This window comes from Amycolatopsis sp. NPDC051106, from assembly GCF_040682775.1.
In the GTDB taxonomy this organism is placed as follows: Bacteria; Actinomycetota; Actinomycetes; order Mycobacteriales; family Pseudonocardiaceae; genus Amycolatopsis.
This window is the reverse complement of sequence record NZ_JBFBBQ010000066.1, coordinates 1-12,704: the sequence shown is the minus strand read 5'-3', so window position 1 is coordinate 12,704 and position 12,704 is coordinate 1. Positions and strand designations below refer to the sequence as shown.

Below are 12,704 nucleotides of genomic sequence, written 5' to 3'. Positions count from 1 at the left end.
CAGAAGTCGCGACGTGTCGTTGGCTTTTTTCGGGATCGCCCGCAAATTGGTCTATCAATCTTGCTTGGTTTAGTTGCTACGCACGCTGTATCTAGCATTAGGTTAAAATGGCTAAACCCTTACAAGTCATTCGTGGACCCGAATTCGAGTAATCCAATAACAATCTACCTTGGTCTTGCATCCGCGTCTGCAATCATTGCAGGGTTTGCGGGTGTTGTGCTTGTGTTCGCTGTGGGTTCTCCGGCGCAAAGAATTCGTCAATTTCGGACTCGCGCGGGTGAGCCACTGCAACGGCTCTGGCTCACTGTTGTAGCTGAGCCTTTTGCGGCAACCTTCCTTAGCTTGTTGGCATGTGTTACTCAGCTGACCTCTGGGCACTTGGTTGCCCCGTGGTTGATGGAGGCAGGGCTCGTCCTGCTGGGGCACTCTGCGATGAGACTTCTCTGGCTTCTGTGGGCGGTGGTGAAGATAGTTGCGGCCGATGATATAGAAGTAACTAGAGATGAAAACTCGGTCGCTGTCACTGATCTTTTTCCGTCTAGCTGAAATAAGTGTTGCCGACACTGGATAGTGCGTGATTGATCCGCAGTTTAATTGCCTTATGGATTTTGAGATTGTTTAAGCCCTCGGTGGTAGCCCAGAGTACTTCCTTGCTTTCGTTGCTGGTGTGTAGCTCTCCGGAAATTGCTTTGGCGCGAAAGCAGATTGAAAACTCTTGCCTAACCTCGCCGTCGTCGTAGGCAATGACGTGCTTCGGGTCTGAGTACAGGCCAATTACCTCAGTGACCTCACTCTCGATGCCAGTCTCCTCGCGAACCTCCCGGATCGCTGCTTCGGCCAGCGTCTCGCCGAGTTCCAGTTGTCCGCCCGGGATGGAGTACAGGTCGTTGTCGGTGCGCCTGATCATCAGGATCCGGCCTTCGTCGTCCTGGATGAACGCCGAGACCGCTACTGCGATGCTGTTGGCCTTCGGGGCGTTGGGGTCGTTGTAGTAGTCGACTCGGGTCATGGTGCCTCCTAGAAGGTGGCTGGCTTGGCGAGGTTCCAGACTGATTCGAAGCTCTCCGAGTACGTCTCGAAGAGGTCCCCGGCGGACAGTCGTCGCAGGTGGAGGGACGGGGCGTGAGCTCCCTGGAACCCGTACACGTGCGTGTTGATGATCATCTCGTCGTCGAAGCGGAAGATCGAGTTGTAGAGCGTCGTGTTGTGGAACCGCATCTCTACCCCGTCGACCCCAGTCAGCGGACGGTAGGACGCCAGCGCGTTGCGGATGCGCGCCGCGAGCGTGCCGTCGCCGAGCTGCTCTTCCTCTCCGCGTAGAGCGACGCTGTCGCCTTCCGGGTCTCCGAATATGAGCCGGATTCGAGCGCCGGCCGCTGCCTTGGCCGTCAGGTCCTTGATGAACCGCGGGCGTTCCACCAGAAACAGCGCCGCGTGGACGAGGATCTCGACGGTCTCCGATGCTTCCTTGATCAGCCGGTCCCACAGCTCGACGGGGACGGCGTTGCGGTGCGGGAAGACCTGCACCAGCTCGGCGGCGGCCGTTTCGGCTTTGCGCTCCGGGGCGACCGAGTCCGGCCACAGGTAGGTCTCTGACTCGCGCGCCATGGCGGCGATCTTGTGCCGGTGCTTGGGGTAGGGCGTCCGGTTTTTGGTGATCCAGCGCTCGACGGTCTTCTGATCGACGCCGACGGCCTTGGCTACCTGCTCCAAGGTCAGGCCGTTGCGCAGTAGCGCGTCACGCAGGCGTTCGTTCGGCATCGTCACCCCTTGGGACGTGTAGGGACGTCTTCGACGGTACCAGGGACGTCCCGGGATGTCCCGCCACGTGGTGATCACGTCCCGCGTTTTGGCGGAGATTGGGTGTCAGGTTGCCGGGGCAGGCCCGGTGCCGGGACACCGAGGAGGTAGGCGTGATCATTGAAACTGCCGTTCGGCCGGCTGGCTGGGACAAGCGGGCGGTCTCTCGCCGATGTGCGGCGTAGGCGCGGCGTGGCATGCGCGACACGGTTCAGATCCACGTCACGGCTGATCTGCCGATTCGTGTTAGGGCGCTGACGTACGCAAATCGCGCGGAAGTCCGGTTCGGCAAGGCGTTCCCGGTGGTCCTGCTCGTGGACTCGGACGCCATCGCCGTACTGCGGAGGGAACTGGACGAGGTGAGCGCAGTACTGGACGCCGCAGCGGCACGAGGCGGAGAACCGCTAGAAGCTAACGACTAACAGGCGACACAAGGGATTCAGCATGGCTATCGACAAGGGACACCGGTTCGGGATCGACTTCGACGACGCGTTTCCGCAGGGCTTGGTGATGGTGGGTGAGGTGTCGCCGGACAACGAGTATCAGTCGCGTGAGGACCGGGCTGCCAATCGTCCGGTGCGGCAGCGGGTTGACGAGGTGACGGGTAAGCGGCAGTGGAAGGTGATGGTCACCGACCCGGCGGAGACGCGGGCGAAGCGCGCTTCGTTCGAGATCACGCTTCTCGCCGACGTTCAGCCGGTGCCGACCACCTTGGAGGCGCTGCCGGGGATGCGGCCGATCGAGCTGGACGGCCTGACCGCCGAACCGCGCGTCGCTGGGCAGGGCGAGTTCAAGTACCAGTCCTACGTCTTCCGCGCGATCGGATTCAAGCAGGCCATCAGCAACGCGAAGCCGTCTCGGTCCGGTGGGGCCAGTGAGACGGCGAAGGCCGCGTGACAGGGATGGGCTTCCGCGAGCGGGTCGAGGCGTGGGAGCGGGCGTATCGGGACTACATGGCCGCGTGGGAGCACGGCCGTGCGGTGCTGTCGCCGGTGAGTGCGACGAACACGGCGAATGCTGCTCGGCGGGTGTCGCTGGCGTGGCATGAGCTGGCGCAGGTGCGCGGGTTGCCGTGGTGGTGTGTGGCGGCGTTGGAGTCGGCGGCCGAGGGGTTCGCCGACTTGGCCCGGGAATGGGAATCGCATGACGGCAACGTGGGACGGGCTGGGGCTGCGCTGGACGGTGGGCGCGGGTACCGAGGTGACGGTGGAGGAGACCGGAACGGGCGCGTCACATCCGCCGGTTCTGGTGCTGGCCGGTGGGCTGTGCGTGGTGACGCTGGTTCCACCGGAGGACCAGGCCGCGTGGACGGGATGCGCGGTGTTTCTTCGCCAGCTCCGCGACCACGCCGAGGACCTGGCGGCGCTGCTGGAAGCCCGCGCGGAGAGGCGTGACCGTGCGCAAAGCTGAGCCGAAAACGCTGCGGGACGCCCACGAGATCGTGATGGACCGTCGCCCGCCGAACGATGCGAACCCGTCGGTGTGGCTGGCGTTCCGGCTCGGCAACGCGCGGTTGTACAAGGCCGTCGCGGACGTCGACCGGGGTCATCACCACGAGGCGTTGTACTGGGCCGGATACGAGGAACGGCAGGCAGGTGAGATCTCGGCGAACCTTCAGGGGGAAGGGAAGTCCGCGGATTAGTCGCATGTAGACGACCGAAAGTCAACAGTATTACCCAAAACGCACGCTATGACGTGCGGCGATGAAGCACGTCCTGATGTGGGTGCGTGTGATCCGTTAAGGCGCAGAAGCGGTGCCTGGCTACCAACCTTGCCGCTCCTGCGCTGTCCACAACCAGCGGAAGTGAACAATGGCAACGCTAAACGATTACAACGGGCGAGCGTCAACGGGGGTCACCCGAACGCGCTGCGCCTCCTGCAAACGATTCGCCAAACTGCTGCCCGGTGAGACCAAGTGCGCCCCGTGCTTGGGGATGCTGCCGTTGGACCTGCGGGTGAAGCGGGGTGGTCGGTGATGTCTCCCGGCTTCGCGGTGGTGGCTCTGGCTGGGTTGGGGCTCGGTGTGTGGGTGCTGCACAAGGTCGGCCGTGCCCTGGCTTCGATCCTGGAAGCTCTGGCTGCGGCGGCCGTGGTGTTCGTGGCCCTGTGGTGGCTGTGCAAGGCCGTCGTCTGGATGCTTGCGCAGGTCGTCACGCGGTGGCGGACCAGCCTCGCCGTCGTCGCGGTCTACGCCTGGTGCGAACTGCTGGGCTGGCTCTCCCTGGCGCTGATTCTGGGCAGCGTCGCGGTCACCTTGGCGGCGTGGTGGGCGATCGACGCCGTTTCGTTCGACCAGTGGTGCTGGTGGTTCCTGCGCTCGTGGTGGGCACGGTGGGCGGTCTACGGGCGGAAGCTGCCGGAGTGGCTGCACGCCTGCGGTCTGTCGGTGCGGGACGAGGCGTTGCCCGTGGTGGTGAACGTGAACCTCGTCGGCCGTCGTCGTGCTCTTTCCCGCTCGACGTCGACCCGGTCCGGCACACGGATGCCGAAGGTGCTCGGCGTCCGCTCTGGTGCCTCGTGGGATGAGGTGCGGGTGGAGCTGGTGCCGGGGCAGAAACCGGAGGACTTCGACGAGGCGGCCCGGGCGCTGGCTGTCGCGCGGAAGGTCGCTCGCTGCCAGGTCCGCGAGCTGGCCCCGAACGTGGTGTCGATCGACTTCCAGCGCCGTGACCTGCTCAGCGGCGGAGTGGCCGGCCCCCAGGTCCCCGACGGCGTCGACCGGACCAGCGTGGACCTGCGCAACGTTTGGGCGGGGCGGACGGAGTATGGGCGTGACTGGCGCGTTCCGCTGGTGGGCTCGGGTGCGCATTGCCTGACGGCCGGTGCGTCGGGTGCGGGCAAGAACTCGGTGATGTGGTGCCCGCTGGTGGCCGCTGCTCCGGCGATCCGGGCCCGGGTGGTGCGCATGTCCGGCATCGACCCGAAGGGCATGGAACTGGCCTACGGGCGCGGGATCTTCTCCCGATACGCGGTCGGCGGCAAGGACGCGGTCGAAGTCCTCGACGGCCTGGTGGACGAGATGGAATCCCGCAAGCGGACCTTCGCTGGTCGGCTGCGCACGATCCCGGTGTCAAGGGAGTATCCGTTGGAGCTGCTGGAGTTCGACGAGATCGGCGCGCTGACCAAGTACACCGACCGCAAGACCCGTGAGGCCATTGTGGAACGCGTCGCCCTGCTGACGACGCAGGGCCGGGCGTTGGGGATCTCGGTCCGTGGCTACGTCCAGGAACCGACCAAGGACACCGTCCCGGTCCGGGAGCTGTTCACCCGGCGGGTGTGCCTGCGGGTCACGTCCAAGACGCACGTCGGGATGGTCCTCGGTGACGGCGCATACGAGCGCGGGGCCTGGGCGAACCGGATTGGTGACACGGAGGCTGGCGTGGGCTACGTGTGGGGCGAAGGCATCCGCGAACCGCTGCGCATCCGCGCGGGCTGGGTTTCCGACAGCACCGTGAAGGCGCTGGAGGCGTACGTGACCAACGGCGGTGTCGCGGATCTGCGACACGGCGGTGAGGGGGTGGCCGCGTGAACCGGCTGATGATCTTCCTCGACGCCATCCGTGATCACCTCGACTCCCACCAGCTTCCGCCGGCCGCCTCGGTCGACGTCAATTCCTGGTCCAGCCCGATCACGGTCCAGCTGGACGTGGACGGCCTGCCGGAGGTCGCGCGGGCGTTGCTGGTGTGGGCGCAGACGCTCGAGGACGTCTCGGCGCGGCTGTGGCGGCTGTGTGAGGGCAAGTGGGTGCACATCTCGATCACCGGCCGGACACCCTGCGGCATCCCCGTCCTGGTGTACGGAGTGGTCCGGTTCGAACCGAGCACGTTCCCCGACCTCCCAGCCGGAACGAAGCAGGACATGCCGGTCTACCTGTTGCGCGGCTGGTCGATGCCCGAGGAGGTGGCGGCCTGATGACCGAGACACGCGCGGAACGGATGCGGACCCCGCTGGCTGCCGACGTGATCCGGGCAGTGGCGGAGAAGCACGGCGTCTGCGTCCGCCCGTTCACGATGGAGGTCGGCGACACCACGACCGGCGAACTCCGGTACGTCCCGGTCCCGTGCGGCTCTACCGTCGAGTCGGTGTGCCTGCCGTGTGCGCGGAAGGCGAAGGCGCTGCGACAAGTCCAGTGCCGCGAAGGCTGGCACCTGACCGAAGAACCCAACCTCACCCCGGAACCGCCCTCGGAGGACCACAAGGAGCTGCTGACCTACCGGGCGGACCTGGTAGCCGCGTACCGAGAGGTGGTCGAGCACGACCAGGCGGAAGCCGAGGATCTGCGCGACGAGATCACGGGAGTGGATGCGGAACTTCGGCAACTCGGCATGCGCGGACGCCTGCCAGCGGTCGACGTGCCCACGAAACGGACCGTGAAGCGGTCGACCCGGCGTCGGCAGGACGCTCCGGACCTCCCTCGGCGGAAGGTGGCGAAGACGACGGTCGGGCGGGAGTACGCGGGTAAGTTCCGGCCGTCCATGTTCGTGACCCTGACCTGCGACACCTACGGCCCGGTCCGTGGCGACGGCTCACCGGTCGACCCAAGTCGATATGACTACCGGCGGGCGGCCCGGGACGCGGTGCACTTCTCGGCGCTGGTGGACCGGTGGTGGCAGAACCTGCGGCGGGTCGTGGGTTGGGACGCGCAGTACTTCGCCACCGTCGAGCCGCAGAAGCGGACCGCTCCGCACCTGCACGCGGCGATCCGCGGGGCGATCCCGCACGACGTCATCCGGCAGGTCACCGAAGCGACCTATCACCAGGTCTGGTGGCCCAACCACGACCAGGTGATCTACGTCGATCGGCTGCCGGCCTGGGACCCAGACGCCCGAGCGTTCCTCGACCCGGACACCCGGGAACCGCTGACCACCTGGGACGACGCCGTGGACCAGATCGAGGACCCGGCTCACGCCGTCACGTTCGGGCGACAGGTGCACTCCAAGGGCATCCTCGGCGGCACCGAAGAGGCCGGCCGCCACATCGGCTACCTCACGAAGTACCTGACCAAGTCCACCGGTGAGGTCGTCGAGGCGGACACGGCGCGGCTGCGTGACCATCACGACCGGCTGCACGCTGAACTGTCGGTCACGCCGTGCTCGCCGCGCTGCGCGGTCTGGTTGCTCTACGGGGTCCAGCCCAAGGGCGCGGGCAGCAAGACCACGCCCGGCCACTGCAAGGGACGCGCTCACCGCCGGACCACGCTCGGGTTGCCCGGCCGCAGGGTGCTGGTCTCCCGGAAGTGGTCGGGCAAGACCCTCGACGACCACAAAGCCGACCGGAAGGCGTTCGTCGCGCAGGCGTTGGCGGCGATCGGGATCGAGAAGCCGCAACCGGACCCGGCCCGGCTGGTCTGGCGGAAGGTCGAACCGGGAGATCCGCAGGTCCCGCCCCGGCCGCACCTGGTCATGCGGGCGATCGCGGAGCGGATCACGTGGAGAGCCGAGTACGACCGGGCACTACTCGCGGCCGCTGGGCCACCGGGGAGTGATCCAGAAACTTCGGCAACTCAGCTCGCAGCGTGACAAGGGGGAGCAATGAACAACGTCCACAGCATCGAACGCCTCTGGTCCGTCGAGGACGTCTCGGACTACCTCGGGGTTCCGGTAAAGACGCTCTACCAGTGGAAATGGCGTGGCGACGGTCCGCCGGTGAAGAAGATCGGCCGGCACTTGCGCTACAACCCGGCCGCCGTGCGGGCCTGGGCTACCGAAGCCGCGTAACCAGTTTCGAGAAAGGAGAGTCCACATGGGACATATTCAGGACAGGTGGTACCGCCAGGCGCGGCACCCGGAAACCGGACGGCTGCTCTTCAACGACAAGGACAAGCCGGTCATGGAGCGGTCCGAGCTGTACGGCATCGGGCTGCGGTACAAGGTGCGGTACCTCGATCCGGATAACAACGAGCGTTCGAAGTCGTTCGCGGACAAGCAGAAGAAGCGCGCGGAGAATTTCCTCATCGAGGTCGAGTCGGACAAGCGGGAGGGCAAGTACGTCGACCCGCAGGCCGGCCGCGTGCTCTTCTCCGTCGTCGCGGATCGGTGGGTCGCTGCGCAGACCTTCGACCACACGACGCGAGAGCGGGTGATCAGCCGTCTCGCCAACCACCACAAGCCGTTCTTCAAGGCGAAGACGATCGGGGCGATCAAGCCCAGCGACGTCCAAGCGTGGCTCCGCTGGCTCCAGGATCGCGGCGTGAGTACGCGCTCGCGGGTTCTGTACTTCACCCACCTCGTGTCCATTCTCAGCTTCGCGAAGGAGGACAAGCTCATCGTGAGCAACCCGGCCCAGGCGTCGAGCGTGACTCGTCCTCGGGCGGATCTGCGGCAAGTGCAGCCCTGGCGTCCGGAGCGGGCGCAAGCCGTCTTGAACGCGCTGTCTGTCCGGTTCAAGCCTGTCGTACGGATTCCCGCCGGGCTCGGGCTGCGGCAGGGTGAGGTGTTCGGGTTCTCCCTAGATGACGTCGACCGGGACCGGAACATCGCCCAGATTGAGCGTCAGGTCCGGATCGTCGACAACATTCTGTGCTTCGCGCCGCCGAAGCGGGGCAAGACTCGTGAGGTGCCGATCGGTGGTGAGCTGCTGTCCGCCCTGGACGAGTACGCCGAGCAGTTCCCGGCGACCGAGATCACGCTCCCGTGGGTCCACCCCGGGGGCAAGCCGGTCACCGTGAAGCTGCTGATGGTCGACTACGACGGGTTGCCGTTCCGGCGCGGCGGCTTCCGGCTGAGCGTCTGGCTACCGGCGCTCAAGAAGGCCGGCATCGAGAAGCCGACCCGGGCGGACGGGATGCACGCGCTGCGTCACCTCTACGCCTCGGTGCTGCTCGACGCGGGCGAGTCCATAAAGGCCCTGTCCAGCTACCTCGGCCACTCCGACCCGGGCTTCACGCTGCGCGTCTACACGCACCTGCTGCCGACCAGCCACGAGCGGACCCGCAACGCCGTCGACGCCCTGTTCCGAGACGGCCTGACGGCGGCCTAAGGAAGATCCACAAGGGTAAAACCGCAGCTAAACGTACATGGCCAGCCAGATCGCGATGTAGTGGGAAATCGCCGCGAGCACGGTGCAAGCGTGGAAGTACTCGTGGTACCCGAAAGTATCCGGCCAGTGGTTGGGCCACTTGAAGCCGTAGAAAGCCGCACCCAGCGTGTAGAACAGGCCACCCACGCACAGCAGCACCAAAGCCGCGACCCCGGCGTGCGTCAGCAGCTCCGGGAACACGAACACCGCGACCCAGCCCAGTGCGATGTAGATCGGTACCCCGAGCCACCGCGGCGCGTGCGGCCACAGCATCTTCAGCGCGACGCCGGCTATGGCGCCGCCCCACACGATCGACAGGATCACGTACCCCGTCGGCTTGGACATCGCCAGCAATGTGAACGGCGTGTACGTGCCCGCGATGAACAGGAAGATCATCGAGTGGTCGGCGCGCTTCATCCACTTGTACGCGCGCGGGCTCCACAGGCGGCGGTGGTACAGCGCGCTCACGCCGAACAGCCCCAGCACCGTCAGGCCGTACACCGACGTCGCCAGGGTCGCGATCGGGGACACTGTGGACGCCGCCATGCTGATCAGCGCCGCCGTGGCCGCGAGGGCGCCGAAGAACGTCCAGAAGTGGATGTGCCCGCGCAGGCGGGGGCGGGGGTCCACCAGGGGCCGGGGTTCGGTCGTCGAGCTCACCGTTCCAGGTTACGGCGACGTAGGTTGCCCGGCAGCGGTCAAGTCACGCGCCTCACACCGGGTGCGTACTCTTCCTCGACGTGAGTGTTCGCTCGTTCTTGTCCGACGTCGTGTACAGCGCCTACGGCCGGCGCCTCATCCAGCAGGCGGCCGGGCGGCATCCCCGGCACATCGCCATCATGCTCGACGGCAACCGCCGCTGGGCTCGGGAAGCGGGCTTTTCGGACGTAGCGGACGGCCACCGCGCCGGGGCGAAGAAGATCGCGGACTTCCTCAGCTGGTGCCAGGAGGCCGACGTCGAGGTCGTCACCATGTGGCTGCTCTCGACCGACAACCTCAACCGCGATCCGGACGAGCTCACGCCGCTGCTGAAGATCATCACCGACGTCACCGACGAACTCGCCGCGCCCGGCAAGACCTGGCAGCTGCGCATCGTCGGCGCCCTCGACCTGCTACCCGCCGAGGTCGCGAAGCGACTCAGCGAAGCCGCCGCGCGAACCGAGGGCCGGACCGGGATGGAGGTCAACGTCGCGGTCGGTTACGGCGGGCGCCAGGAAATCGCCGATGCAGTCCGCAAGTTGCTGCTGCAGCACGCCGACGAGGGCACGACCATTCACGAGCTCGCGAAAATCCTCGACGTCGACCACATCTCCGAACACCTCTACACGTCGGGGCAGCCGGATCCGGACCTCATCATCCGCACCTCCGGCGAACAACGGCTTTCCGGATTCCTGCTCTGGCAGTCCGCACATTCGGAATTCTGGTTCACCGAAGCGTATTGGCCGGCCTTCCGCCGCGTGGATTTCCTGCGCGCCATCCGCGACTACGCCTGGCGCCACCGGCGATTCGGTTCGTGAAACGCCGAAGGGCCCCGGAGCGAACTCCGGGGCCCTTCGCGACCCGCACTCAGTGGTGGTGGTGCTCCAGCGAGTGCAGGATCAGCGCCGGGGTGGTCGCGATGCCCGTGTAGGCGCCGGCGACCAGGGAGGCCGCACCGTAGCCCAGGGCGCCGCCGCCCTCGATGAACGTCGCGTAGGCGTCGCCGAACGTCGGGTCCGGGGTGCCCGTCGTGTCGCTCGTCGCGGCGAACGCGGTGCTGCCGACCATCATGAGGCCCGCAGCGGTGGCGGCGACGAAACCAGCCTTCTTCAGCACTTGGCACACTCCTAGGTAGAACTGTTGGGGTCCGGGCACCGGGTGAACCGGCGGTGTGTCCCGTAGTGAGAAAATTACCCGCCTATCGGGCGGCTCGTACGGCTTGTACGCCGATTGTGTGAGTCGGATGCAGGTGCTTTCACTCGGACCGGTCCTCTTTCGGTGAAGCAAAATGCATGCTGCGACAAACCGTGGTAGAAGCCGTTCAAACGATCTTGTGAATACAGCGGGTCAGCAATTTCGCCAAGATCATCTCGGCGGGTTGGTATCGATCGAGAGGTCGATGACGCAGAGTGACTGTCACGGGGTGTCGATGTCGGGCGACCGACAGTGAGGTGACGATCTGGCGAATCACCGTGTTGGCTCCCTGCGCGATCCGGCATTCGTGGGTACCTTCCGAAGTGAGGGCGCGCGATCAGTGCGGGTCCTCGCGGGAGGCCCTGGTCGTGACGGTGATCGAGGGGGCGGCGCAGCCGCCCACGAGACGCACGAGGGGGCCGGCACCCGGCCCTCGTGGCCGCGCCACCTGACCCACCGGTCAGAGGGAGTGGTCCAGCCAGGGAGGTGCCCGGCCCAGCGAGTGCGGGCGTGAGGTGCACACGCCCTCGAGGGAGATGCCGTCGTGACTGCGCAGCGTTTGCCCCGTAAGGCCTCTGGCCGTTCTTCGACCGGTGCCGTTCCTGGCCCGGAGAAAGCCTCGACCTCGCCCGAATCCCAGCAGCACATGTACGTGCTCGACACGTCGGTCCTCCTGTCGGACCCGTGGGCGGTCACTCGGTTCGCCGAGCACGCCGTCGTGCTTCCGCTGGTCGTCATCAGTGAACTGGAGGCGAAGCGCCACCACCCGGAGCTCGGCTGGTTCGCCCGGGAGTCCCTGCGCATGCTCGACGACCTGCGCCGGCAGTACGGCAGGCTCGACGCGCCGCTCCCCATCGGGGACCACGGCGGCACGCTGCAGGTGGAGCTGAACCACTCGGACCCGACGGTGCTCCCGGTCGGGTTCCGGACCGACTCCAACGACCACCGCATCCTCGCCTGCGCGCTCAACCTGGCGGCGGAGTTCCCGGCGGTCACCCTGGTGACGAAGGACATCCCGCTGCGGGTCAAGGCGGGTGCCGTGGGCCTGGAGGCCGACGAGTACCGCGCGCAGGAGGTCACCCCGTCGGGCTGGACGGGCATGGCGGACGTGGACGTCGAGCAGGACGTGCTGGACACGCTGTTCGGCGGCGGCACGGTCGACCCGGTCGAGTACGGCATGGACGAGCTGGCCGCACTGCCCTGCCACACCGGGCTGCGGCTGCTCGCGGGCACGTCCAGCGCGCTGGGCCGGATCACGGCGGACAAGCGCATCCGGCTGGTCCGCGGCGACCGCGAGGCGTTCGGCCTGCACGGCCGCAGCGCCGAACAGCGCGTCGCGCTCGACCTGCTGCTCGACTCCGACGTCGGCATCGTCTCCCTCGGCGGCCGCGCCGGCACCGGCAAGTCGGCGCTCGCGCTGTGCGCCGGCCTGGAGGCGGTGATGGAACGCCGTCAGCACCGCAAGGTCGTGGTGTTCCGCCCGGTCTACGCGGTCGGCGGCCAGGACCTCGGCTACCTGCCCGGGTCCGAGAGCGAGAAGATGCAGCCGTGGGCGCAGGCGGTGTTCGACACCCTCGGCGCGCTGGTCAGCCAGGACGTCCTCGACGAGGTCTTCGACCGCGGCATGCTCGAGGTGCTCCCGCTGACCCACATCCGCGGCCGCTCGCTGCACGACACGTTCGTCATCGTCGACGAGGCGCAATCACTGGAACGGAACGTCCTGCTCACGGTGCTTTCGCGGCTCGGCACGGCGTCGCGGGTGGTGCTCACGCACGACGTCGCCCAGCGTGACAACCTGCGCGTCGGCCGGCACGACGGCGTCTCGGCGGTGATCGAGAAGCTGAAGGGCCACCCGCTGTTCGCGCACGTGACCCTCACCCGCTCGGAGCGTTCGCCGATCGCCGCCCTGGTGACGGAGATGCTGGAGGACCACGGCTAGACCCAAGCCGTGAAGGCCTCCTTACCGGCTCTCAAGGCCGGTAAGGAGGCCTTCA

14 protein-coding genes are annotated in these 12,704 nt (G+C 66.7%); 10 read left to right on the top strand and 4 right to left on the bottom strand.

Annotation, left to right across the window (positions count from 1 at the left end):
• Nucleotides 1-538: 538 nt before the first annotated feature.
• Nucleotides 539-1,009, bottom strand: a complete 471-nt coding sequence (locus tag AB0M83_RS35290) for an NUDIX domain-containing protein (protein WP_364523814.1) — start codon at nt 1,007-1,009, stop codon at nt 539-541.
• Between the two features lie 8 nt (nt 1,010-1,017).
• Entirely contained in the window at nt 1,018-1,761 is a 744-nt protein-coding gene (locus AB0M83_RS35285) for a DUF5919 domain-containing protein (RefSeq protein ID WP_364523812.1), read from the bottom strand.
• A gap of 483 nt (nt 1,762-2,244) precedes the next feature.
• On the opposite strand from AB0M83_RS35285, the gene AB0M83_RS35280 reads away from it, so the two are divergent.
• From AB0M83_RS35280 to AB0M83_RS35245, 8 genes are all read left to right on the top strand, one after another.
• Nucleotides 2,245-2,697 carry a hypothetical protein gene (locus AB0M83_RS35280; protein ID WP_364523811.1) on the top strand — a complete coding sequence of 151 codons (453 nt, stop codon included), beginning with the start codon at nt 2,245-2,247 and terminating at the stop codon, nt 2,695-2,697.
• Between the two features lie 246 nt (nt 2,698-2,943).
• The gene (locus AB0M83_RS35275; protein WP_364523809.1) at nt 2,944-3,210 is read left to right on the top strand and encodes a hypothetical protein; all 267 of its coding nucleotides are present in this window, start codon (nt 2,944-2,946) and stop codon (nt 3,208-3,210) included.
• A complete protein-coding gene (locus AB0M83_RS35270; protein WP_364523807.1) occupies nt 3,191-3,442 on the top strand; it encodes an AMED_5909 family protein in 252 nt (83 codons plus the stop codon). The genes AB0M83_RS35275 and AB0M83_RS35270 overlap by 20 nt, the downstream gene beginning before the upstream one ends.
• 333 nt (nt 3,443-3,775) lie before the next feature.
• Nucleotides 3,776-5,329 (top strand): FtsK/SpoIIIE domain-containing protein, encoded by a 1,554-nt coding sequence (locus AB0M83_RS35265; RefSeq protein WP_364523805.1) that lies wholly within the window; start codon nt 3,776-3,778, stop codon nt 5,327-5,329.
• Complete coding sequence (locus AB0M83_RS35260) at nt 5,326-5,712, top strand: hypothetical protein (RefSeq protein WP_364523803.1); 387 nt, start codon at nt 5,326-5,328, stop codon at nt 5,710-5,712. Before AB0M83_RS35265 ends, AB0M83_RS35260 begins: the two co-directional genes overlap by 4 nt.
• Entirely contained in the window at nt 5,712-7,319 is a 1,608-nt protein-coding gene (locus tag AB0M83_RS35255) for a replication initiator (RefSeq protein WP_364523801.1), read from the top strand. Before AB0M83_RS35260 ends, AB0M83_RS35255 begins: the two co-directional genes overlap by 1 nt.
• A gap of 12 nt (nt 7,320-7,331) precedes the next feature.
• A complete protein-coding gene (locus AB0M83_RS35250; RefSeq protein WP_364523799.1) occupies nt 7,332-7,517 on the top strand; it encodes a helix-turn-helix domain-containing protein in 186 nt (61 codons plus the stop codon).
• Between the two features lie 25 nt (nt 7,518-7,542).
• Complete coding sequence (locus AB0M83_RS35245) at nt 7,543-8,778, top strand: site-specific integrase (RefSeq protein WP_364523797.1); 1,236 nt, start codon at nt 7,543-7,545, stop codon at nt 8,776-8,778.
• 27 nt (nt 8,779-8,805) lie between these two features.
• Here AB0M83_RS35245 and AB0M83_RS35240 read toward each other — a convergent pair whose 3' ends face one another.
• Nucleotides 8,806-9,477 (bottom strand): hemolysin III family protein, encoded by a 672-nt coding sequence (locus AB0M83_RS35240; RefSeq protein WP_364523795.1) that lies wholly within the window; start codon nt 9,475-9,477, stop codon nt 8,806-8,808.
• Nucleotides 9,478-9,557: 80 nt separating this feature from the next.
• On the opposite strand from AB0M83_RS35240, the gene AB0M83_RS35235 reads away from it, so the two are divergent.
• The gene (locus tag AB0M83_RS35235; protein ID WP_364523793.1) at nt 9,558-10,334 is read left to right on the top strand and encodes an isoprenyl transferase; all 777 of its coding nucleotides are present in this window, start codon (nt 9,558-9,560) and stop codon (nt 10,332-10,334) included.
• A 49-nt stretch (nt 10,335-10,383) separates the two neighbouring features.
• Here AB0M83_RS35235 and AB0M83_RS35230 read toward each other — a convergent pair whose 3' ends face one another.
• A complete protein-coding gene (locus tag AB0M83_RS35230) occupies nt 10,384-10,632 on the bottom strand; it encodes a hypothetical protein (protein ID WP_364523791.1) in 249 nt (82 codons plus the stop codon).
• Nucleotides 10,633-11,356: 724 nt separating this feature from the next.
• Between AB0M83_RS35230 and AB0M83_RS35225 the strand changes: the two genes are divergently transcribed.
• On the top strand, nt 11,357-12,649 hold the full coding sequence (locus tag AB0M83_RS35225; RefSeq protein ID WP_364523789.1) for a PhoH family protein: 1,293 nt from the start codon (nt 11,357-11,359) through the stop codon (nt 12,647-12,649).
• Nucleotides 12,650-12,704: the final 55 nt, after the last annotated feature.